At 53.3% G+C, this 21,620-nt stretch carries 18 protein-coding genes, 1 tRNA gene and 1 pseudogene; 9 read left to right on the top strand and 11 right to left on the bottom strand.

Translation table 11 applies throughout. From position 1 onward, the window contains the following. From nqrF to HMPREF1051_RS10515, 8 genes are all read right to left on the bottom strand, one after another. Positions 1 to 909 (bottom strand): NADH:ubiquinone reductase (Na(+)-transporting) subunit F (nqrF, locus tag HMPREF1051_RS10550; protein ID WP_003768386.1); only part of this gene is annotated, 909 nt, incomplete at its 3' end. Positions 910 to 922: 13 nt separating this feature from the next. Beyond that, positions 923 to 1,516 carry an NADH:ubiquinone reductase (Na(+)-transporting) subunit E gene (gene nqrE, locus HMPREF1051_RS10545; RefSeq protein ID WP_003755986.1) on the bottom strand — a complete coding sequence of 198 codons (594 nt, stop codon included), beginning with the start codon at positions 1,514 to 1,516 and terminating at the stop codon, positions 923 to 925. 3 nt (positions 1,517 to 1,519) lie between these two features. Beyond that, entirely contained in the window at positions 1,520 to 2,146 is a 627-nt protein-coding gene (locus HMPREF1051_RS10540; protein WP_003755984.1) for an NADH:ubiquinone reductase (Na(+)-transporting) subunit D, read from the bottom strand. Next, the gene (locus HMPREF1051_RS10535; RefSeq protein WP_003768357.1) at positions 2,146 to 2,922 is read right to left on the bottom strand and encodes a Na(+)-translocating NADH-quinone reductase subunit C; all 777 of its coding nucleotides are present in this window, start codon (positions 2,920 to 2,922) and stop codon (positions 2,146 to 2,148) included. The genes HMPREF1051_RS10540 and HMPREF1051_RS10535 overlap by 1 nt, the downstream gene beginning before the upstream one ends. Then, a complete protein-coding gene (locus HMPREF1051_RS10530) occupies positions 2,915 to 4,147 on the bottom strand; it encodes an NADH:ubiquinone reductase (Na(+)-transporting) subunit B (protein WP_003768377.1) in 1,233 nt (410 codons plus the stop codon). Before HMPREF1051_RS10530 ends, HMPREF1051_RS10535 begins: the two co-directional genes overlap by 8 nt. 2 nt (positions 4,148 to 4,149) lie before the next feature. After that, complete coding sequence (locus tag HMPREF1051_RS10525; protein ID WP_003768367.1) at positions 4,150 to 5,493, bottom strand: Na(+)-translocating NADH-quinone reductase subunit A; 1,344 nt, start codon at positions 5,491 to 5,493, stop codon at positions 4,150 to 4,152. A 350-nt stretch (positions 5,494 to 5,843) separates the two neighbouring features. Then, on the bottom strand, positions 5,844 to 7,265 hold the full coding sequence (locus tag HMPREF1051_RS10520; protein ID WP_003768369.1) for a sodium:proton antiporter: 1,422 nt from the start codon (positions 7,263 to 7,265) through the stop codon (positions 5,844 to 5,846). A gap of 65 nt (positions 7,266 to 7,330) precedes the next feature. Further along, positions 7,331 to 7,588, bottom strand: a complete 258-nt coding sequence (locus tag HMPREF1051_RS10515; protein ID WP_036492992.1) for a hypothetical protein — start codon at positions 7,586 to 7,588, stop codon at positions 7,331 to 7,333. A 208-nt stretch (positions 7,589 to 7,796) separates the two neighbouring features. Here HMPREF1051_RS10515 and HMPREF1051_RS10510 point away from each other — a divergent pair. Then, positions 7,797 to 7,872 (top strand) — tRNA-Ile (locus tag HMPREF1051_RS10510). A 292-nt stretch (positions 7,873 to 8,164) separates the two neighbouring features. Here HMPREF1051_RS10510 and HMPREF1051_RS10505 read toward each other — a convergent pair. Then, entirely contained in the window at positions 8,165 to 8,764 is a 600-nt protein-coding gene (locus HMPREF1051_RS10505) for a TetR/AcrR family transcriptional regulator (protein WP_003768379.1), read from the bottom strand. 446 nt (positions 8,765 to 9,210) lie between these two features. Here HMPREF1051_RS10505 and HMPREF1051_RS10500 point away from each other — a divergent pair, with 446 nt between their 5' ends. The 3 genes from HMPREF1051_RS10500 (at position 9,211) to HMPREF1051_RS10490 (ending at position 12,623) form a co-directional block, all read left to right on the top strand. Next, on the top strand, positions 9,211 to 11,256 hold the full coding sequence (locus HMPREF1051_RS10500) for a TonB-dependent receptor (RefSeq protein WP_003768390.1): 2,046 nt from the start codon (positions 9,211 to 9,213) through the stop codon (positions 11,254 to 11,256). 266 nt (positions 11,257 to 11,522) lie between these two features. Then, positions 11,523 to 11,921, top strand: a complete 399-nt coding sequence (locus tag HMPREF1051_RS10495; RefSeq protein ID WP_003768382.1) for a hypothetical protein — start codon at positions 11,523 to 11,525, stop codon at positions 11,919 to 11,921. Positions 11,922 to 12,047: 126 nt separating this feature from the next. Further along, positions 12,048 to 12,623: an NAD(P)H-dependent oxidoreductase gene (locus HMPREF1051_RS10490; protein ID WP_003768360.1), complete on the top strand. Its 576-nt coding sequence runs from the start codon at positions 12,048 to 12,050 to the stop codon at positions 12,621 to 12,623. 15 nt (positions 12,624 to 12,638) lie between these two features. On the opposite strand, the pseudogene HMPREF1051_RS10485 reads toward HMPREF1051_RS10490, so the two are convergent. Then, positions 12,639 to 13,400, bottom strand: a pseudogene (locus tag HMPREF1051_RS10485) (SDR family oxidoreductase). A gap of 171 nt (positions 13,401 to 13,571) precedes the next feature. Between HMPREF1051_RS10485 and HMPREF1051_RS10480 the strand changes: the two are divergent. From HMPREF1051_RS10480 to HMPREF1051_RS10460, 5 genes are all read left to right on the top strand, one after another. Continuing rightward, positions 13,572 to 14,405: a bifunctional transcriptional activator/DNA repair enzyme AdaA gene (locus HMPREF1051_RS10480; protein WP_003768380.1), complete on the top strand. Its 834-nt coding sequence runs from the start codon at positions 13,572 to 13,574 to the stop codon at positions 14,403 to 14,405. Continuing rightward, on the top strand, positions 14,395 to 15,021 hold the full coding sequence (locus HMPREF1051_RS10475; RefSeq protein WP_003768388.1) for an alpha-ketoglutarate-dependent dioxygenase AlkB family protein: 627 nt from the start codon (positions 14,395 to 14,397) through the stop codon (positions 15,019 to 15,021). The genes HMPREF1051_RS10480 and HMPREF1051_RS10475 overlap by 11 nt, the downstream gene beginning before the upstream one ends. A 157-nt stretch (positions 15,022 to 15,178) precedes the next feature. Beyond that, positions 15,179 to 16,411, top strand: a complete 1,233-nt coding sequence (locus tag HMPREF1051_RS10470) for an MFS transporter (protein ID WP_003768353.1) — start codon at positions 15,179 to 15,181, stop codon at positions 16,409 to 16,411. Positions 16,412 to 16,605: 194 nt separating this feature from the next. Further along, on the top strand, positions 16,606 to 19,158 hold the full coding sequence (locus HMPREF1051_RS10465) for a calcium-binding protein (protein ID WP_003768355.1): 2,553 nt from the start codon (positions 16,606 to 16,608) through the stop codon (positions 19,156 to 19,158). A 365-nt stretch (positions 19,159 to 19,523) separates the two neighbouring features. After that, positions 19,524 to 20,861 carry a sodium-dependent transporter gene (locus tag HMPREF1051_RS10460; RefSeq protein WP_036492995.1) on the top strand — a complete coding sequence of 446 codons (1,338 nt, stop codon included), beginning with the start codon at positions 19,524 to 19,526 and terminating at the stop codon, positions 20,859 to 20,861. A 352-nt stretch (positions 20,862 to 21,213) separates the two neighbouring features. Here HMPREF1051_RS10460 and HMPREF1051_RS10455 read toward each other — a convergent pair. Next, positions 21,214 to 21,620, bottom strand: a 407-nt coding sequence (locus HMPREF1051_RS10455) for a Na+-translocating NADH-quinone reductase subunit F (RefSeq protein WP_036492988.1), incomplete at its 5' end; no start/stop codon positions are given.

Below are 21,620 nucleotides of genomic sequence, written 5' to 3'. Positions count from 1 at the left end.
GGTGATTTTGCGTTTGGAGTTCAAACGTTTCAACTGGTCGAAAATGTGGGAGCGCATCGGTGCCATACCTGCACCGCCGCCGATAAATACCATTTCCGCATCGGTGTCTTTGGCGAAGAATTCGCCGAACGGGCCGGAGATGGTTACTTTGTCGCCGGGTTTGAGCGACCAAATGTAGGAGGACATTTGTCCCGGAGGCGCATCGGGTACGCGCGGAGGCGGCGTGGCGATGCGCACGTTCAGCATGATGATGCCTTTTTCTTCTGGATATGAAGCCATGGAGTAGGCGCGCAAAATCGGCTCGTCCACTTTGGAAACGTATTGCCACAGATTGTATTTGTCCCAGTCTTCGTGATATTCCTTAGGAATGTCGAAATCTTTGTAGGCAACGGTGTGCGGCGGGGCTTCGATTTGAATGTAGCCGCCGGCGCGGAAGGGAACTTCCTCGCCTTCGGGAATGGCAAGCTTGAGTTCTTTAATGAACGTGGCTTTGTTGTCGTTAGAGATGACTGTGCATTCCCATTTTTTCACGCCGAACACTTCTTCCGGCACTTCGATGTCCATGTCGGTTTTGACGTTAACTTGACAGGACAGTCGGCAGCCTTCGCGTGCTTCGCGTTTGCTGATGTGGGACAACTCGGTCGGCAGAATGTCGCCGCCGCCGCTTTTCACGACAACGCGGCATTGTCCGCACGAACCGCCGCCACCGCAGGCGGAGGGTACGAAGATACCTTGGCTGGCAAGCGCGCCCAACAGTTTGCCGCCGGCGGGCATAGTCAGCTCTTTTTCATCATTGACTTTGATGGTGATGTCACCCTCGCTCACCAGCTTGGATTTGGCAAACAGAATCATCAGTGCCAAAGCCAAGACGATGACGGTAAACATCACGATACCTAAAATAATTTCCATGCCGAATCCTTTCTTATAACTGGATGCCGGAGAACGACATAAATGCCATCGCCATCAGGCCGGCGGAGATGAAAGTGATGCCCAGTCCTTTGAGGCCTTTGGGAGCGTCCGAATATTTCATTTTTTCGGTAATGCCCGCCAAAGCGACAATTGCCAACATCCAGCCTAAACCCGCGCCGAAGCCGTACACGACGGATTCGCCGAAGTTGTATTCGCGTTGCGCCATAAACGAAACAGCACCAAAAATCGCGCAGTTTACGGTAATCAGCGGCAGGTAGATGCCCAGCGCGTTATAGAGGGCGGGAACGAATTTGTCCAAGAACATTTCCAAAATCTGCACCAAAGCCGCAATCACGCCGATGAAGGTGATGAATTTCAGGAAAGTCAAATCCACGCCTTTGACAATCGCGCCGTCTTTGAGCAGCGAGTAAACGAGCTGGTTGGCTGGGACGGACAGGCCGAGTACGAAGGTAACGGCAACACCCAAGCCGAATGCGGTGGATACTTTTTTCGATACCGCCAAGAAAGTACACATGCCCAAGAAGAAGGACAGCGCCATGTTTTCAATGAAGACGGATTTCACAAAAAGGCTTAAGTAATGTTCCATGTCTTATTCCTCCGCCTGTTCGGGTTTCCATGTGCGCAAACCCCAAATCAAAAAACCGATGATGAAGAAAGCGCTCGGTGCCAGCAGGAAGAGGCCGTTGGTTTGATACCAGCCGCCGTCCTGCACGGTTTGGAAAACGGTGTAGCCCAAAAGTTTGCCTGAGCCGATAAGCTCACGGATGGTTGCGATGATAATCAGCATCATGCCGTAACCTGCGCCGTTACCGATACCGTCCACCAGGCTTTCCAGCGGCGGCTCTTTCATGGCGAAGGCTTCAGCACGACCCATCACGATACAGTTGGTAATAATCAGGCCGACGAATACGGAGAGCTGTTTGGACAATTCGTAGGCATAGGCCTGCAACAATTGGTCAACCAACGTAACCAGCGACGCAACAATCGCCATCTGCACGATAATGCGGATGCTGTTCGGGATGTAGTTGCGTACCAGCGAGATGAAAAAGCTGGAAAAACCGGTTACCAAACTGACGGAAATACCCATCACGATGGCCGTCTGAAGTTTAGTGGTAACCGCCAGCGCCGAACAAATACCCAAAACCTGCAAGGCAATCGGGTTGTTGTCGATAAAGGGTGAAAACATTAAATGTTTCAAGCGTTTCATATCAGCCATTATTGTGCTCCTGCTGATTTCAATTTGTTCAGGTAGGGGATATAGCCGTTTTCGCCGAACCAGTAGGCAAACGAGCCTTGTACGCCTTTGGAAGTCAGCGATGCGCCGGAAAGGGCATCTACGCCATGTTCTTTGTCCAAGCTTCCGCCTTTGGAAACATGCAGGGCAAGTTTGCCTTGTTCGTCAAAGAGTTTTTTGCCGACGAATTTTTGTTGCCACAACGGATTGCCGATTTCTCCGCCCAAGCCCGGAGTCTCGCCTTGGTCGTAGTAGGTAATGCCGTTGATGGTATTGCCGTCGGGTTGGATGGCGACGAAACCGTACATGACCGACCACAAACCGTTGCCGTGCATAGGCAGGATGATTTGACTGACTTTGCCGTCATCGCCTTTTACCAAATAAACTTCGGTGTATTTGGCGCGGCTTTTGATGCCTGCCAAATCGTCTTCAGGTTTGATTTGGATGCTTTGCGCGGGGTCTTTGGCGGCAACGCGCGCGCTAAAATCTTTCGGCGCGTCTTTCACATATTCGCCGGTCTCCAAATCGACCACGCGTTGTTCGATGCGGTCGGCAAAGGTTTTGCTGATGTCGGTATTTTTATCGAGCAAACCGGCAACGCTCAGGATGTAGCTTTGTTTATCCTGAACCTTTTGTTTTTCCTGCACCGGTTTCAAGCCGACAACCGCACCCGCCACGATGACCGAGCAAATCAGGCTGACCGCCAACACCACAATCAGCGTGCCGCTGAAGCTGTCTTTATCGAATTTCTTAGCCATTGCTGCGCGCCTTTCTGCGTTTGATGTTCGCTTGTGCGACGAAATAGTCGAAAATCGGGGCAAACAGGTTGGCAAACAGAATCGCCAACATCATGCCTTCGGGGTAAGCCGGATTGACCACGCGGATTAACACGCACATCACGCCGATTAGTGCGCCGTACCACCATTTGCCGACATTGGTAAAGGAAGCGGAAACGGGGTCGGTTGCCATAAACAGCATACCGATGGCGAAGCCGCCAACGACCAGATGCCAGTACCAAGGCATGCTGAACATCGGATTGGTGTCCGAACCGATGACGTTAAACAGCGAAGACATGGCAATCATACCGATCATCACGCCGGCAATGATGCGCCAAGAAGCGATGCGGGCAAACACGATAAACACGCCGCCGATTAAAAGCGCCAAAGTGGATACTTCGCCGATAGAACCGGGCAAGTTGCCGATAAACGCATCCATCCAAGTAATAGGTTGATTGGTAATGGCGTTTTTCAGACCTTCCGAACCGTGTGCCGCCCATTGCGCCAACGCAGTTGCGCCAGAATAGCCGTCAACTGCCGTCCAAACGGTGTCGCCGGTAATATTGGCGGGATAAGCGAAGAACAAGAAGGCACGACCTGCCAGCGCGGGGTTCATAAAGTTTTTACCCGTACCGCCGAACACTTCTTTCGCAACCACCACGCCGAAGGTAATACCCAAGGCAGCCTGCCACAGCGGCAGCGTAGGCGGAACGATTAAGGCAAACAGAATCGAAGTCACGAAGAAACCTTCGTTGATTTCGTGTTTGCGCACGGTGGCGAACAAGACTTCCCAGAAACCGCCGACGATAAATACGGTTGCGTAAATCGGCAGGAAGTAAATCGCGCCGAACAGCATTTTGCCCAACACGCCCGCTTCAGACGACATATTAATGCCCAAAGCGTTGGCAAGGGCGTAATGCCAGTCGTTTGCGATGCTTTGTTGCAGCAAATCAGGCGTCAGCGCACCGAATGCCTGCGCGCCGACGTTGTACATGCCGTAAAACATGGCGGGGAACAAAGCCAGCCACACCAAAATCATCATGCGTTTGGAGTCGAGCGCGTCGCGGACGTGTGCCGCTTTGCGCGTTACCGCGCCGGATGTGTAGAAAATCGTCGCCGCAGCTTCATAGAGGGCATACCATTTTTCATGTTTGCCGCCCGGCAGGAAGTGCGGTTCGATTTTTTCCAGAAAATGTTTCAAGCCCATAATCAGCCTTCCTTCTCAATGGTTTCCAGCACCTTGCGCAACAGCGGGCCGTATTCGTATTTACCCGGGCAGACGAAGCTGCACAAAGCGAGGTCTTCTTCGTCCAATTCCAAGCAACCCAAAGCCTGCGCGCTGTCGGTATCGCCGACGATTAAATCGCGCAAAAGCAAGGTAGGCAGGATGTCCAGCGGCATCACGCGCTCGTAAGTACCGATCGGCACCATAGCGCGGTCGCCGCCGTTGACGGCTGTTGTGAACTTGAAGAGTTTGTTTTTCAGGAAATGACCGAGGGTTGTACGCGTAATCGAGTATTTGTCCGGCTGCGGCGCAACCCAGCCGAACAGCTCTTTGCTGCGGCCTTCTTCGATAACGGAAATCTGATTGTGGTAGCGTCCCAAATAATCATGCGCGCCTTGTGCAATCGCGCCGTTCAATACCGAACCGGAAATCACGCGGTTGTCCGCGTCAACCAATTCGCCGGCGGTAATTTGCGACACCTTCGCACCCAAAACGGTACGCAAGAGGCGCGGTTTGTTGACTTGCGGGCCGCCCAAAGCAACCACGCGCTCGGCGTTCAGACGACCTGTTACGAACAAACGTCCGATCGCAATCACGTCTTGATAATTGATTGTCCAAACGGTTTTATTCGCGCCGACAGGCTCGATGAAATGAATGTGTGTGCCGCTCAAACCCGCAGGATGCGGACCGCCGAATTCGTGCGTTTCAATGTTGGCGGCGTTTTCAGACGGCACGTCCGCACCGGCTGCTTTACAAACATGGATTTTGCGTTCGGTCAGACGGCTCAACACCAGCAAACCTCGTCTGAAATCCTCGGCGGCTTCTTTGATCACGACCACAGGGTCTGCCGCCAGCGGATTGGTGTCCATCGCATTGACGAAAATGGCGAACGGCTCGGCATCGACGGCAGGGATTTTGCTGAACGGACGGGTACGCAGCGCAGTCCACAAACCGGATTGAATCAGATTGCGGCGCACTTCTTCGCCGCTTAAGTTTGCCAACGCATCGGGCGCGTAGCGGGCGAACTCGATTTCGTCATCGCCTTCAACGGCAATCACAACCGACTGAAGCACGCGCTTTTCGCCGCGGTGAATCGCAGCGATTTTGCCGGAAGCCGGCGCAGTAAACACCACGCCCGGATTTTTCTTGTCTTCAAACAGCACTTGGCCTTTTTTGACGGCATCGCCTTCCTTGACTTTCATCGAGGGGCGCATACCGGCATATTCTTCGCCAAGCAACGCGACTTCGGTAATGGCCGGACCGTCGTAAACGGCTTGCTCCGGTCTGCCCGCGATGGGCAGGTCTAGGCCTTTTTTGATTTTAATCATAGATTTGCATTACTTGTGATGAGTTAAACAGAATAAAATGTTCCAACTTTTCAGACGACGTTTGAAATGGCAAAGCATGGGGGAGGTCGTCTGAAAGTAAAGCCTTACTTACGGAAAACAACAATTAAATGAAAACTGTAAAACGTTTGATTTTAGCAGGAACAGTCCGCCTTATGTCAGATTTACGCAGATTTTTTCCAGCTTCCTGCCCTGAATCCCACGCAAAACAGCCCTCCAATAAAATTACAAGATATTGATGCCCCAAATTAATCCCTGGCAGAATACAAAAGGTCGTCTGAAAACCGAATCACAAGAATCAGGTTTTCAGACGACCTTTTGAAGTTTAAGAATCAGAACAACTGCCAAACGAAGAAAATCAGCGTGTGCAGTATAAACAGCGGAATCAACACCCCCACCGACCACATCATATAACCGAAGAAAGTCGGCATCGGCACGCCGCGCTGCTCGGCAATCGCTTTAACCATGAAGTTCGGTGCATTGCCGATATAAGTGAGCGCGCCCATAAATACCGAACCCATGGATACCGCCAACAGCGAATGGAACAGATGCCCCGTCATCAACGCCTGAGCATCGCCGCCCGCCATATTGAAGAACACCAGATAAGTCGGCGCATTATCCAAAAATGCGGACAACAAACCGCTCATCCAGAAATACATCGTATTAATCGGATTGCCCGAAGCGTCATGCACCAACGACACCACCGCACCCAGCGCACCCGCCTCGCCTGCCTTCAAAATCGCCAAAACAGGGGAAATCGTAATGAAAATACCCAAAAACAGTTTGCCCACTTCGGCAATCGGGTCGAAATTGAATTCATTGCCCGCCCTGACCTGTTTGGGCGTAATCAGCAGCGAAACAACGGTCAGCACCAGCAAAATCACATCGCGCACCAAGTTTTGCAACGCATAGTGGCTGCCTAAAATCTCAAACCCCGGATGATCGGGCTTCCACAAGCCGGACAGCAAAACCGCACCGACCACGCCCGCCAGCAGCAGAAAATTCCATTTGCCGGCAATGCGCAAATCTTCATCGGCCTCCTCTTCCTGACGAATCTGCTCCACATTGGCTTCACGCGCGTGATACCGGCTGTCGATAATATAAAACACCAGCAACAGCACCACCGTACTGATCAATACGGGCATCAACATGTGTTTCACCGTCCACATGAAATCCACGCCCTTCAAGAAGCCCAAAAACAGCGGAGGATCACCCAACGGCGTCAGTCCACCGCCGATATTTGCCACTAAAAAAATAAAGAATACAACGACATGCACCTTATTCTTGCGGTAATGGTTTGCTTTCAGCAGCGGACGAATCATCAGCATTGCCGCACCGGTCGTCCCCATAAAAGACGCCATCACCGTCCCCGCCGCCAGCAACCCGGTATTCAGCGCAGGCGTACCATTGAGCTTACCCCAAACCAAAATCCCGCCCGAAATCGTATATAAAGCCAAAAGCAGAAGGATAAACGGGATATATTCCTCAACCAGCGCATGGGCAACCGTATGCACACCCGCCCCGAAACCGAACACAACGGCGAACGGAATCAAAAACAGCAGCGTCCAAAACGCCGTAATCTTGCCGAAATGGTGATGCCAGGTATGCGCGAAAAAGAGCGGACCCAACGCGATAGACAAAAGAATCAACGCGAACGGCGCACCCCAAAACAGACTGAGCGTCGCGCCGTCAAAATCAGCGGCGTGAGACACAGCGGGAAGTAGGATGAGGGATAGAATTGGTAAGCGGCGCATTGTTTTTCCTTGTTTTTCTTATGGACGAAAAGCCTAGACAAACACATCCGCACAATGCCGTGAAATCAAACAAAAACGTCTGCAACCAACCTTGGCATCAAGCGGCGGAGTGTTGCCATATGTAAACCTTGTTTGATTGTAAGTGAAAACCCTGCCCCAAACCAGTCAAAATAACCGACCGCCCTACCTTGTTTCTCAATATTCACTCCCCTATTCCACCATGTCTGCCGAATCAGATTTTCAAAATCCTTTTGAAAATAAAATGCTAGGTCAAAACAATGTAAACTATCAAAATATAACTTTAGATTTATTTTTCCAAACATTTACACTCCGCCCATTGGACAGGAAATTATCGACCGCCGAAATCCGCTTTCCACCCAAAGCAGCAAACCACAGGCAAGACAAGTCTACTGCGGCAGTGCAACCCAAATGATCAATATAAAGCCGGTCGGCAATAGCAGACACATTATCTTTTTCAGACGACCTTGTAAGCGGAATAATTTATGATACAATACGCCCCTACTCTTGAACGGGTCTGTAGCTCAGGGGTTAGAGCAGGGGACTCATAATCCCTTGGTCGTGGGTTCGAACCCCACCGGACCCACCAATCAAATCAATGCCTTGCGTAAGCAAGGTATTTTTTCATGTCGCAACTGTGTCCAATTTGTGTCTGAAATCGCCCGATTCCGTCCAATACCGCAGCATGTGCCTGCATATGTTCCGCCGACAAATTCGCTAAATCATTCCCTGCCTGATTTGCCTGCATCAGGGCAAACCCATGCAGCTCCTAGTGCCAATCTAGTGCAATCTAATCAAAACATCGTCTGAAAATCGAAATTCGTTTTCAGACGACGTTTTATGAGAAATGCAGCGAATCCCTTTCACCTTCTCCAAAAAACTCAATCTCCTCCCTCGTTCCTTCCCTCTTCTCCCGCCAAGCCGTGCAGCAACAACCCCAATACGTCCTGCGGCAGTTTTTGCGGCGCAGCGGCATAAAGCGCGGCCAGTTGCGGATGGCGCATCAATATATCCGCCTGACGGATGAACAGGTCGATGAGTTCCACCGGCAAATCGGGCTGAATCAGGCGGCGTTGTTGCAGGGTATGGAAGAAACCGCGCATAAAGGCGTATTTTTCTTCGTTCAATTCGTGGAAAAACCGCTCCAGCTCCAAATCGGTGTTCTCTTCGATATCGCGCAGGAAGGCGGCGGAATAAAGCTCGTCGAACGACCGCCGTTGCAGAGCAAAAACGGCTTCGGCGGCTTCGCGCAGGCTGCATTGCCGTGCAAGCAGATTTTCAAATTCGGCACGGACGCGGTTTTTCTGTTTGGTAACGATTTCCTGCAAGAGCGCGTTTTTGCCGCTGTAATGCTTGTAAAAGGTAACGCGGCTGACGGCGGCCTCGGCGCAGATTCCGCCTACGGATACGGCGGAAAAGCCGTGTTCGCGGAACAGGCGGCGGGCGGTATCGGCGATGGTTTGTTGTTTGCTGGCAGTCATGACGGTAGAAAGGTCTTGATTTTGTTCATAAAAGGGTTTTCATTAAAGTTATCCGCAAGTCGGATACTCATCATATTTTCCCACGGTGGCAATGGCAATATGGCGGCGTTTCAGACGGCCTCTTTCCTTGCCCCTCCTCTCCGCCCTGCGGACAGGGGGCTGTCGAATGCTTAGCAGGCCAAATTCATAAAGGTCACGGAATTGCCCTCCCAAACCTTCTCCCGCCGAACTGGGAGAGGGAATTGTTTTTGAGATGGTTCACTATAAAAAGGAACAAGTAAAGTGAATGATAAACACTTGCATTCCTGTTTTTTGTTTCTTATACTTTACATTAATAGTTTGTTTTATGTAAATGTGTAAACAACAAATATTTGCATACTGACGGAGCGGTTGGATTGTCTGATGTTCAATCCGCTCCGACGTATGTCGTCTGAAAGGATAAGGAAATGCAGAAACCTACCCTCCGCCGCCTGCCGCTGCTGCTTGCCGCCGCCTTTGCCTCCGAATGGATTTATGCCGCCGATGCGGCGCAAGACGCGGAACAAGTGCAGTTGGAAGAAGTCGTCGTAACCGGCGAACGCACCAACCGCAGCGGCTTTGAAACCGCCACGTCCAACCGCGTTTTCACCACGCCGAACATCGACCGCAGCGGCCACAACCTTTCCGCGACCGACCTGCTCAAACAGACTGTGAACACGGTGGATTTGGGCAGCGGCAACGATTTGCCGACCGTGCGCGGCGTGGACGGCTCCGGCCCCGCCGTCGGTGCGGTGGCGTTTTTCGCGGGCACGCGGCCGCGCCTGAACCTGTCCATAGACGGCCGCTCCGCCACTTACAATGAATACGCCTTCGGCACGCAGTCGCTGTGGGACATGCAGCAGGTGGAAGTCTTGCGCGGGCCGCAAAGCCATGTGCGCGGGCAGAACGCGGTGGCGGGCGCGGTGGTGATGCGTTCCAAAGACCCGACCGACGAATGGGAAGGCGCGCTGCGCTTGGGTTTGGGCAACCAGAAAACGCGCAACATCGCCGGCGTAGTGTCCGGTCCGATTGTGAAAAACAACCTTGCCTTCCGCCTGAGCGCGGAGCGGCAGCAACGCGAAAGTTACGAGCCGTTTGTGTCCTATGAGCCGACCGGCAACCCGCGCCGCGTGGAAAACACTAACGTGCGCTTCAAACTCCTGCTCACGCCCGAAAACCATCCCGATTTTTACAGCCGCCTGACGCTGAACCACATCCGTTCGCGCGCGCCGCAAAACGAAATCATGGGCAACACCGCCAGCCGCCGTTTTTTAAAAGAAAAGCCCGTGTTCGTAACCGGCTCGACATCGGGCATCTGGGACGTATCGTGGCAGCTTAACGACTATCTGAAACTGGAAAACAAACTGGTTTACGGCCGCTACCACAACGAGCGGCTGCACCTGCCGATGACCGTCAGCCCGCAAGGCGTTCCCGCCGAACTCAAAGGCCACGAACTGCAATGGGAACCGGTATTGCATTTTTCAAACAAAGGTCGTCTGAAAGGCCTTGCCGGACTGCACTACTTCCGCAGCAAACAAGACGAATGGGTGGATATCCGCAGCGTCGGCGGCCGCAACACCTTTGACGACCGCAACAGCGTGCGCGCCCTGTTTGCCGAAACCACATACAGCCCCAGCGAAAAATGGGACATCACGGCCGCCGCACGCCTTGAAAAAGAAACGCACAAACGAAGCGGCGGCAGCGGCGCACTGCACCTTGATTTAGACAAAGGCCAGACCGTCTTCCTGCCCAAAATCGACATCGCCTTCAAACCCACCGACCAATGGGTCAGCGGCATTAAAGCTGCACGCGGCTACAACCCCGGCGGCGCGGGCATCACCTTCGGCCGCCCTGTCGTAACCTACACTTATGAACCCGAATATGTGAACAACTACGAGTGGTACACCCGCTGGCGCAGCGCAGACCGCCGCCTGCAACTCTCCGGCAACCTGTTTCTGAACCACTACCGCGACATGCAGCTCCCCTTCTATCTCGGCACCAACTCCGTCGTCATCCGCAACGCCAAAAAAGTCCACACCTACGGCGCAGAACTCGCCGCCGACTGGCAGGCGACCGACAGCCTGAAACTCACCACCGGACTGGGGCTGCTCAACACCAAAATCAAAAGCTATCCCGACAGCGGCATCGAAGGCAACAAACTCGGCCGCGCGCCCAAATACACCGCCAACATCGGCGTGAAATACCTGAACGACAAAGGCTGGGAAGCCGGCGGCGACGTGCGCTTCTACGGCGGCTACTACTCCGCCGCCGACAATGCCGAATCGGGCAAAATCGGCGCGTACAACCAAGTCAACCTCTACACCGCCTACAACTTCAAACAAGGCCGCGTCTCGCTCTACGCCGACAACGTGTTCAACCGCCGCCGCCCCATATTCATTTCCAGCGCCGACCGCCAAGACGCGCTCTACCAACGCCCCAGAAGCGTAGGCGTGAGTGCGGAATGGAAGTTTTAGGCGGAGCTGAAATGATGGAGGCCGTCTGAAACGGCCGTAACAACCGATTACCGTCATTAGCTTACGCAAGTCCGCTTCGCTACCCCCGCGCAGGCGGGAATCCAGACCCATCCGTACAGAAACTTATCGGATAAAGAAGTGCCTTTGAGTCTCCATTCTGGATTCCCACCTGCGCGGGCATGACGGCACAAGAAGTCTAATAAAAAGCCAGGCATAAATGCCCAACTATTGACCTACCCTGTTTCCCCAACACCCAAAGGAATCCCATGCACTACTTCACCCCTGCCAAAACCCTGCCCGAAGGCACCATCTACCTGACCGACCTGACCCACGTCGCCGACTTCGCCGACTGGCTGGCCGAATTCGAAACCCTGTTAAACCAAAACCGCCGCTTCGCCACCGTCTGCACCCCCATGCGACGGCAGGTAAACGACGAACAGCGCATTGCCGACCGCAAAACCTACATCGAATGGATAAAGGCACACCGGCCGCAACTCGCCGAACGCTGCGCCGCCATGCTCCTCATCGAACCCGACGCGGCGCAACTGGCGTTCTTCCGCGAACAATCGTCCAAACTCGCCCCCGCGCTGGGCGTGAACTACATCGTCGAAGCCGACGAGCAAACCGCCCTGCTGCGGGCGGAAGAAGCGTTGAAGGCCGTCTGAAAACAGAATCCATGCTCCGGCAGCAGTTCCATCACTCAGCCTTGCCTGCCCGATACGGATTTGAGCAAACCGACATTCTTTTGATAGCATGGGAACACTCGGCAACTGACTTTCAGGAGTACAAAAATGTCATTTACCACAATCATTTATGCCCACCCGTACGATCAAAGCTTCAATCACGGCATTTTGCGGCGTGTGCAGCAACTGTTGGACGAAAAAGGCGAAAAATACCGGCTGATCGACTTATACGCAGATGGCTTCAACCCCTCCTACACCAAAGAAGAGCTTGCCCTGTTCAACCAAGGCAAAGCCCTTGACCCGCTGGTTTTGCATTATCAGGAACTATTGAAAACCACCAACCGCCTGATTTTCATCTTTCCGATCTGGTGGGCGGATATGCCCGCCATCGTCAAAGGATTTGAAGACAAAGTTTTCCTGAAAACATTCGCCTACGTCCCGACTGCCACAGGCCTGAAAGGCAACCTATCCCACATCAAAGAAGCACTGGTCATCAGCACGTCCACCGCCCCCACATGGTATCTGAAATGGTTTGGCGGCAACGGCATCGGCAAAGCGATGGTGGGACACACGCTCAAAGGCATCGGTATCGCCAAACGCCGGTGGCTCAACTTCGGCAATATGGACAAATCCACCGCCGAACAGCGGCAGGCGTTTTTGGCAGATTTGAGCCGAAGCGTGTAATCTTCAGGCGGTCTCTTACTTCACCGCCGAATTTCCGCCGTCGGCAAACAAGGTCGCACCCGTTACAAAACTGCCCATCGGGCTGACGAGGAACAAAATCGCGGCGGCGATTTCTTCGGGTCAGGCGATGCGTTTGACCGCATGCAACCCTTCCGCCCATGCCCGCTGCTGCGGGTCGGTAGTCATCATTTCCGTATCCGTACCGCCGGGAAGCAGGGCATTGGCGCGGATACCTTGGGCTGCATAGTCGGCAGTAATGCCTTTTGCCAGCGCGGAAAGTGCGGCTTTGGCGCAGCCGTAGGCGGTTTTGTTCGGCAGGGCACAACTGGTGCCGACAAAGCTAGACGTGAACACAATCGCGCCACCACCGCGTGCGAGCATAAGGGGAATTTGGCTGCGCGCGCCAAGAAAGGCAGCGGTTAGGTTGCCGTCCAGCGTATCACGCCATTCGTCGGGCGAGATGTCGGCCAAGGGTTTGTATGCACCGATAATGCCTGCATTGTTGACGGCAATATCTAGGCCACCGAACTCGCGTTCCGCCGTGCGGACGACGGCTTCATGCGTTTCAGGCAGCACCGCGTCGCCTGCAACAGCAACAGCCCGTCCGCCGCGTGCGCGTATCAGTGCGGCGGTTTCTTCCAGTTTGTCGGCACGGCGGGCACATAAGACAACGTTTGCGCCGTGCTCCGCCAACAGCAGTGCAACCGCGCGACCGATACCCGACGACGCGCCGATAACGGCGGCGGTTTTATTGTTCAAATTCAATAAGCTTGACATAACGTTCCTTACATATGCGGTTAAAGACGATGCAAGTTTAAGGAAGCCGCGATATAAAGACGACCCGATTATTGATGAATTTCAGACAGACAAACAATCTTTCCATCAACAATCGGGTCGTTTCTTGTCGGCTTTCAGGCTATCCTATCCCATACAACGACAGGATAATTTATGAACTTAAATCAAACCCGCCAATTCCTCCGCATTGCCCGCGCCATCGAATACCTTTACGACCATGCCGCCGAGCAGCCCGATTTGGCACAGGTGGCGGCGGCAGTGCACGTCAGTCCCGAACATTTGCAGCGCGAATTTTCCGCATGGGCGGGCATCAGTCCGAAAAAAATGCTGCAACACATCAGTATCAGCCGTGCCAAAGAAGCCCTGAAAAACAGCGAAAGCGTGGCGGAAGCGGCGCATTGCGGCGGACTGAGCGGCACGGGGCGGCTGCACGACTTATTTGTCGGCATCGAAAAAATGACTCCGGGTGAATACAAAAACGGCGGCGCAGGCCTGCAAATCCATTACAGCCTGATTCCCGGCCCCTTTGGCGACCTGTTGGCAGCAGCAACAGACAAAGGCATCTGCTTCATGCGTTTTTCAGACGACCCTTCCGCCGCCCTGAACGAATTGCGCGCCGAATATCCTAACGCCCGCCTCATCGGGCAGGAAACCGCGTTCCACCGCCAAGCCGCCGACATCTTCCGCACACAGCGCGGCTGCGTTACCCTGCACATCAAAGGCACGCCCTTCCAGCTCAAAGTCTGGCAGGCGCTGCTCGATATTCCCGCAGGCAGCCTGCAAAGCTACGGCACGGTGGCGCAGCGCATGGGTTCGCCCAAAGCCGCACGCGCCGTCGGCACCGCCATCGGCAAAAACCCCGTCGCCGTACTCATCCCCTGCCACCGCGTCATCAGAGAAAGCGGCATCATCGGCGGCTACCGCTGGCAGCGCGGACGTAAAATGGCGATATTGGCGCACGAATTGGGAGATGCTGATGACGCTTGACCTCTTCCCCGAAACCGCCAACCCGCACGCCAACCTTCTGCCCTACGACGGCATCGTCAGCGATTTCGGACGGATTTTCACCATCGCCGAAGCTGACCGTTATTTTAAAATTTTGCAGCGTGATATTCCCTGGCGGCACGACGAAGCCGTGATATTCGGCAAGCACATCATCACTGCCCGCGAAGTCGCGTGGTACGGAGACACGTCCTACAACTACGGCTATTCCGGCGCAAACCGCATCGCCCTGCCGTGGGATGGCGTCTTGCCCGAACTCAAAAACCGCGTGGAAGCCGCCATCGCCGACATCTGCCCCACCCGCTTCAACTCCTGCCTGCTCAACCGCTACAACAACGGCAACGAAGGCATGGCGTGGCACAGCGACGAAGGGCAGGGGCTGGTCAAAGACAGTGCCATCGCCTCCCTCAGCCTCGGCGCAACGCGCAAATTCGCCTTCAAACACAAAGAAAGCAAGGAAAAATGCGAAATGTGGCTGGAACACGGACAGCTCATTTTGATGCACGGCGAAACGCAGAAACACTGGCTGCACACCATCCTGAAAAGCACCCGCATCCAAGAGCCGCGGATTAATCTGACGTTTCGGGTGATGAAAGGATAAAAAGGGGCTGCTTTTTTCCATTTCAGACAGCCCCCGAAAGTCGTCTGAAAAACTGCTTGAAAATGTAAAACAGAAAAGCCGTAGGTCGTCTGAAACGTTTTTCAGACGACCTACCGCACCCACATCATTCCCGTACACTCGCAATAGGGAGCCATCCATGTCCCAACAAACCCCGACATCCCCCGCCCCGCGCGACTGGCTGCTGCTTATCGGCGGCAGCACCTACAAATTCACGCTGACCGGTTTTTATCTGGTCGCGCTGGTCGCTATTTTGAAAAACCACGGTTACAGCCTGAACCAACTGAGCTGGATACATTTAATCGGCGGTATCGAAGCGGCGAAGGTGTTGTTTGCCGCGCTGATGGAGCGGCGGCCGGCGGGGCGGTTCGGGCGGTTTCGCGGCTGGCTGCTGGCGGCGACGCTGGGACTTTCGGCGGTGTTCGGGCTAATGGCCTGCACCGACATCACGCAGAACTTCCCGCTGCTTTTGATCTGCTGCGTTTTGCTCTCGGCAATGTCGGCGGTGTACGGCTGCGCAATGTTAGGCTTGTCGTGCATCGTCCTGCCGCACCGCGAACGCGGTTTCGGTGGCGTAATTCAGACGATGGCGGCGCGCGGCGGCAAGATGATCGGCGGCGCACTGGTGTTGTGGCTGTATCAGGAATACGGGCAGACGGCGGCGGCGGGCTTTATGCTGGCGTTCACCCTGCTGATGCTGCTGCAACTCTTGTGCTACCGCGAGCCGGAAAGCCCGACGGCGCAAGGCGGTTTGACGGCGTTGGCGGCGCGGCTGGTCTCCTTTTGGCGGCGGCCTGAAACGGGCTGGCAGTGGCTGGTTTTACTGTTTGCCGTTGCCGCACCGTATGCGTTTGCGGCGGCGACTTTTGTGCCCAAGCTGGCGGATTTGGGCTTCACTCCGAAGCAGACGGGCGGGATTCTGGCGGTGGGCATTCCTGTTGCCTGCCTGATTGTGACGCCACTGTCGGGCTGGTTTTCGCGCAATTATCCGCACCGCAAACTCGTGTTCCTGCTCTACGCGCTGCAACTGCCGCTTTTGGCGTCCATGACCGCCATCGACGCGCTCGCCCGCGTCCACCCTTGGCTGCCGCCCGCGCAAATCATCTCCCTGAGCCTGAGCTACACGCTGCTGCTGCCGGTGATACTGGCGTTGGTGATGGACAAATCCGACCGCGCCACCGCCGCACTCGACAGCAGCCTGCAATTTTCCGTCGTCCTGCTCGGCAGTTACGCGGCCGGTTTCGCCGCCCTGCGGCTGGCAAAGTCGGTTGGCTATGCCGATGCGTACTGGGCGGCGGTGGGCCTGTCCGTATTGGCGGGCGGGCTGCTGTATGCGTGCCGAGGCTTGTTTGATTCAGACGAGCCGTCATGAAAGCCCTGTACCTTCGTATTTGAAGTGCAACGGTTTCCCGAATAAAAACAGGACACATCATCTACATCCCTTCTGAACGATACCCCCTTTCAGACGACGTTTCCTTTTAAATCGACATAGAACTTTTCAGCGGTTGCATTGCCTATTATGTTTTACCGTTCAAAATGACAGACCATTTCAAAAGGAACATATTAATGTCAGAAACTGTTACCTACGATCCCTCCCGCTACGGTGCCAAAGCCGCATACACGACTTATGAAGCCGACCAGGGTACACTCTCAGCAGGTGCAACAGTCAAAAAAGCCGCTTCCACACACTCTACTGCCCACGAAGCCAGCAAACAGTCTTACGTTGACCTGCCGGCCAATGCCGCCGTTTCGTTTACAGCAAAAGCGGATGCGGATGCCGCCACCCTCCGCTATACCGTTCCCGACGGGGCAACCGGCAAAGTTGAAATCCAAGTAAACGGCAAACCCGCAGCCAACCTCGATTTATCATCAAAACACAACTGGCAGTATTTGGAAAATTATGAACACCACAAAGGCGAAGACATCAAAATCCACGATACGCCTGCTGCCGACCGTGTCGCCCGCTTCCAGTTCGACGAAGTGGGGACGCTGTTGAAAAATACATCCATCCAAAGCGGCGACATCGTCACCATCGTCAACCAATCAGGCAACACCCCGGTCGGTATCGACTTCGTTGAATTGGAAAAAGCCCCTTCCGCGATCAAACAGCCCGCAAACAGCGTCAGCATTACCGATTTCGGCGCAAAAGCAAACGACGGAATCGATGATTCGAAAGCCTTGACGGCGGCAATCGAATCGGCAAAAACCTCCGGAAAATCCGTTTACATTCCCGAAGGGCAGTTTGATTTCGACCACCAGCTCCACATCTATGTCCCTAAAGGAATCAGCATCGGCGGCGCCGGCAGGTGGCATACCAAACTGCATTTCACGAGCGAGGAACCGCCCGTTTTTGAAAACGGTACAGTGAAAAAAGGCGGCGGCATCGTGTTTGAACACGGCAGCAACAATATTGATTTCGGCAATCTGTCGATGGATTCAAATTTGGCATCCCGTTTCCACCAACAAGCCAACTACAAAGGCATTTCCGGCATTTTGGGCAAAGGCTCGTCCATCCACGACATCGCCATTGAGCATTTTGAAGTAGGCATCTGGACCGGCGATTACGCCAAAGTGGACAATGAACACCCACTGCACTACACAGACGGACTGACCGTCTCCAACGCCCTCATCCGGAACAATCTCGCAGACGGCATTAATTTTGCGCAGGGAACCAGCCATTCGACCGTCATCAATTCCAACATCCGAGGCAACGGCGACGACGGTCTGGCGACATGGTCGAGCATTGCAGACCAAACAGAATCCAAAGTAGCCGAAAACAACCGTTTCCTGAACAACACCGTCGAACTCGGCTGGCGCGCGGCAGGTATCGGCATCTTCGGCGGCGCCGGACATGAAGTAGCCGGCAACCTGATTCGCGACAATGCCGCATGGTCGGGCATACGCCTCAACACCGTTTTCCAAGGACACAATTTTGACCTGAACAAAAAAGGTATTTCGGTTCGGGACAATCTGTTAATCGGCAACGGCACCCGAACCGACACATACGGACGCGAAAAAGGCTCTATCGACTTTGAAGAAGAGCATGGCGCAATCAAAAACGTCAAAGTCGAAAACAACATCATCGCCGACAACCTGTCCGACACAGCCATCACTAAAACATTGCCGATTTCAAACGGCAAAGGCATCGCCCTATCCGGCAACAACATCATCGGAAATGCGGCGGTTTCTGCCCCGTCCGCCGTTGATCATCCGGAAAAAGTTACCTCCATTACCCGTCAGGAACTCAGCAATATTCCCGATCAAAATTATTATTACGCCAACGAAACCACCGGCTTCAAATCCGTCAGCGTTACCTATATTACAGGCACGGCAGGCAGCGACAGCATCAAAGGCACAGACGGCATAGACCATATTGACGGCAAAAGCGGCGATGACAGCATTTATGCCGGCGGCGGCAACGATACCGTATTCGTCAGCGGTGGAACCAACTTCATCAGTGGCGGCGATGGCAACGATATCGTCAGAGGCGGCGACGGCAGAGATACCGTCAATGGAGATTCGGGAAACGATGTGATTTTCGGCAACGGCGGAGACGACCATCTCAATGGTGGGGCGGGCAATGATACGTTGTTCGGCGGCGAAAACAACGATGTCTTTTATGGCGAGGCAGGCAAAGACGTCCTGTATGGCGGCTCAGGCGACGACTTACTGTTTGGCGGTTTAGACGACGATATCCTGTATGGCGGCGCAGGGAATGATACCTATGTCTTCTGCTTCGGAGAGGGACACGACACCATTTCCGACAATCACGGCAACAACGCCCTCCAATTCGGACAAGGCATCGCCGTCAAGGATTTGCATATCCATGCAAGCACCGACGCAAACGGTTCAATCGATTGGGAAATCACCATTGCCAATTCAGGCGGTAAAATCACCATCGACAACCAATATCTCAAAGGCAGCAACACCGCTTCTGTCGGAGAATTCCGATTTGACGAAGGGACATTTACCGTAGAAACCCTGCTGGACAAACTGTCGGCAAGCGGTCAAACCGGCGGATTTGAAACGGTCAACAACGGAGTCGGCAGCTTTAGCTACACCGCCGATACGGAAAACGTGCAGCACTACGATGCCGTAACGCAACCGGTAATTTTATAGCGGCCTGATGGAAATTCAGAACCGGCGTGGTTTGGTTCTGACTTCCACGCCAACCCCGCAGGATATTAGGCTGCTGTAACTGTATGGCGAAGTCAGGCTGAAATGTTCACGCTGTCCGCACAAACAAGAGGTCGTCTGAACCGGTTTTCAGACGACCTCTCTCAATTTTTGGCATAAAATATCTTTTTTTACACATTTTAATTTAAATCATTTCTCAAATCATAGCCATTTAAAAAATTCACGCCAAAAGCTTATCGTTCTACGCACCATCCATGCGTTATTTTCCGCCGCGTCCGCCATCCAGTATTATCCCCGACTACGCTTTGTTACAATTCAGCCAATTTTATTTCTCGACATATCCCGCTATGAGTCATTCATCCTCTTGGTCTTCCAAAATCGGTTTCGTCCTTGCCGCGGCAGGCTCTGCCATCGGTTTGGGTGCGATTTGGAAATTCCCTTATACCGCCGGTACGAACGGCGGGGCAATTTTTGTCCTTCTGTTTGTCATCTTCACGATTATCGTGGCGTTGCCGGTACAGCTTGCCGAGTTTTATATCGGGCGCACAGGCGGTAAAAACGCCATCGATTCGTTCAAAACCCTGCGTCCCGGCTCGCTTTGGCCTTGGGTCGGCAGGATCGGTGTGGCGGCGTGCTTCATTTTATTGTCGTTTTACAGCGTAGTCGGCGGCTGGGTTTTGAATTATGTCGTACACAGCTTCACCGGCGAAATTGCCCCGAACGTTGATTTTGGCGCCCTATTCGAAAAAACAATTTCCAATCCGACAAGCTCGATTCTTTATCAGGGGCTGTTCATGCTGATTACCATTTGGGTAGTCAAAGGCGGAATCTCTGACGGCATTGAAAAAGCAAACCGCTATCTGATGCCTGCTTTGTTTATTTTGTTTATCGTTTTGGCCATCCGCTCGCTGACCTTGCCCGGCGCGATGGAAGGCGTCAGTTTTTTATTGAAACCGGATTGGTCGAAAATCAAATCGGAAACGATGCTGACCGCGCTGGGTCAGGCTTTCTTTGCGTTGAGTATCGGCGTATCGGCAATGATTACCTACGCCTCGTATTTGGGGAAAGATCAGGATATGTTCCGCTCGGGCAATATCATTATGTGGATGAACCTGCTGGTATCGCTGCTGGCAGGCTTAGTCATCTTTCCGGCGGTATTCGCGTTGGGTGCCACGCCCAGCCAAGGTCCCGGTCTGATTTTCGTGGTCTTGCCTGCCGTATTCATGAAAATTCCGTCCGGCAACTATCTGTTTGCCGTGTTCATGATGTTGGTTGTCTTTGCCACGCTGACTTCAGCGTTTTCCATGCTGGAAACCGTCATTGCGGCAACCATCCGCCAAGATGAACGCAAACGCAGCCGGCACACTTGGGCCATCGGCATTGCCATCTTTATTGTCGGCATCCCTTCTGCCCTATCCTTTGGCGTATGGAGCGATGTGCTTATTTTCAATAAATCTATTTTTGATTTATGGGACTACATTATTACTGCCATCATTATGCCGCTATGCGCATTAAGCATCTCCATCTTTACCGGCTGGATTCAAGACAGGCAGTCCGTTTTGACCCATGCCGGCATGGGCAGTACCGTACCGAAAACGCTTCTATATCTATGGCTGGGCGCGTTGCGCTACATCGCTCCGATTGCCATTATCGTGGTCTTCATCAATTCTCTTCAAATCATCTGATTTGCCACTATAGTGGATTAAATTTAAATCAGGACAAGGCGACGAAGCCGCAGACAGTGCAGATAGTACGGAACCGATTCACTTGGTGCTTCAGCACCTTAGAGAATCGTTCTCTTTGAGCTAAGGCAAGGCAACGCCGTCCTGGTTTAAAGTTAATCCACTATATTTGCCTTCAAAAATGAAGCAGAAATTTGAGAGATATCGTGGATAAGATAAGATGAGGAGAAAACTTATTCCGGTTATTTCGACAAATAAGGATAACGGCAGGCAAATACCCTACTTCTATTTCAATTCACATCAACAAAAAAGGAAGAAACCAAGGTTTCTTCCTTTTGTATTTGAAGCCAAATACTTAACCACCAAAGTCATCCAAGAGGATGTTTTCATCTTCCACACCCAAGTCTTTGAGCATTTTGATGACAGACTGGTTCATGATCGGCGGGCCGCACATATAGAATTCGCAGTCTTCCGGTGCTTCGTGGTTTTTCAGGTGGTTTTCGTAAACCACGTTGTGGATGAAGCCTGTGTAGCCGTCCCAGTTGTCTTCCGGCAGCGGATCGGACAAGGCGACGTGCCATGTAAAGTTCGGGAACTCTGCTGCGAGTTGGTCGAAGTCTTCAACATAGAACATTTCGCGTTTGGAGCGTGCGCCGTACCAGAAGGTGATTTTGCGTTTGGAGTTCAAACGTTTCAACTGGTCGAAAATGTGGGAGCGCATCGGTGCCATACCTGCACCGCCGCCGATAAATACCATTTCCG

The organism is Neisseria sicca VK64, assembly GCF_000260655.1.
Taxonomy (GTDB): Bacteria; Pseudomonadota; Gammaproteobacteria; order Burkholderiales; family Neisseriaceae; genus Neisseria; species Neisseria sicca_B.
The sequence above is the reverse complement of the archived record's forward strand: the minus strand, read 5'-3'. Positions and strand labels throughout refer to the sequence as shown.

Bases quoted from the DNA above. Each gene is read 5' to 3' on its own strand.
- nqrE (WP_003755986.1), bottom strand. From the start codon at position 1,516: ATGGAACATTACTTAAGCCTTTTTGTGAAATCCGTCTTCATTGAAAAC.
- HMPREF1051_RS10540 (WP_003755984.1), bottom strand. From the start codon at position 2,146: ATGGCTGATATGAAACGCTTGAAACATTTAATGTTTTCACCCTTTATC.
- HMPREF1051_RS10535 (WP_003768357.1), bottom strand. From the start codon at position 2,922: ATGGCTAAGAAATTCGATAAAGACAGCTTCAGCGGCACGCTGATTGTG.
- HMPREF1051_RS10530 (WP_003768377.1), bottom strand. From the start codon at position 4,147: ATGGGCTTGAAACATTTTCTGGAAAAAATCGAACCGCACTTCCTGCCG.
- HMPREF1051_RS10525 (WP_003768367.1), bottom strand. From the start codon at position 5,493: ATGATTAAAATCAAAAAAGGCCTAGACCTGCCCATCGCGGGCAGACCG.
- HMPREF1051_RS10520 (WP_003768369.1), bottom strand. From the start codon at position 7,265: ATGCGCCGCTTACCAATTCTATCCCTCATCCTACTTCCCGCTGTGTCT.
- HMPREF1051_RS10515 (WP_036492992.1), bottom strand. From the start codon at position 7,588: ATGTTTGGAAAAATAAATCTAAAGTTATATTTTGATAGTTTACATTGT.
- HMPREF1051_RS10505 (WP_003768379.1), bottom strand. From the start codon at position 8,764: ATGACTGCCAGCAAACAACAAACCATCGCCGATACCGCCCGCCGCCTG.
- HMPREF1051_RS10500 (WP_003768390.1), top strand. From the start codon at position 9,211: ATGCAGAAACCTACCCTCCGCCGCCTGCCGCTGCTGCTTGCCGCCGCC.
- HMPREF1051_RS10495 (WP_003768382.1), top strand. From the start codon at position 11,523: ATGCACTACTTCACCCCTGCCAAAACCCTGCCCGAAGGCACCATCTAC.
- HMPREF1051_RS10490 (WP_003768360.1), top strand. From the start codon at position 12,048: ATGTCATTTACCACAATCATTTATGCCCACCCGTACGATCAAAGCTTC.
- HMPREF1051_RS10480 (WP_003768380.1), top strand. From the start codon at position 13,572: ATGAACTTAAATCAAACCCGCCAATTCCTCCGCATTGCCCGCGCCATC.
- HMPREF1051_RS10475 (WP_003768388.1), top strand. From the start codon at position 14,395: ATGACGCTTGACCTCTTCCCCGAAACCGCCAACCCGCACGCCAACCTT.
- HMPREF1051_RS10470 (WP_003768353.1), top strand. From the start codon at position 15,179: ATGTCCCAACAAACCCCGACATCCCCCGCCCCGCGCGACTGGCTGCTG.
- HMPREF1051_RS10465 (WP_003768355.1), top strand. From the start codon at position 16,606: ATGTCAGAAACTGTTACCTACGATCCCTCCCGCTACGGTGCCAAAGCC.
- HMPREF1051_RS10460 (WP_036492995.1), top strand. From the start codon at position 19,524: ATGAGTCATTCATCCTCTTGGTCTTCCAAAATCGGTTTCGTCCTTGCC.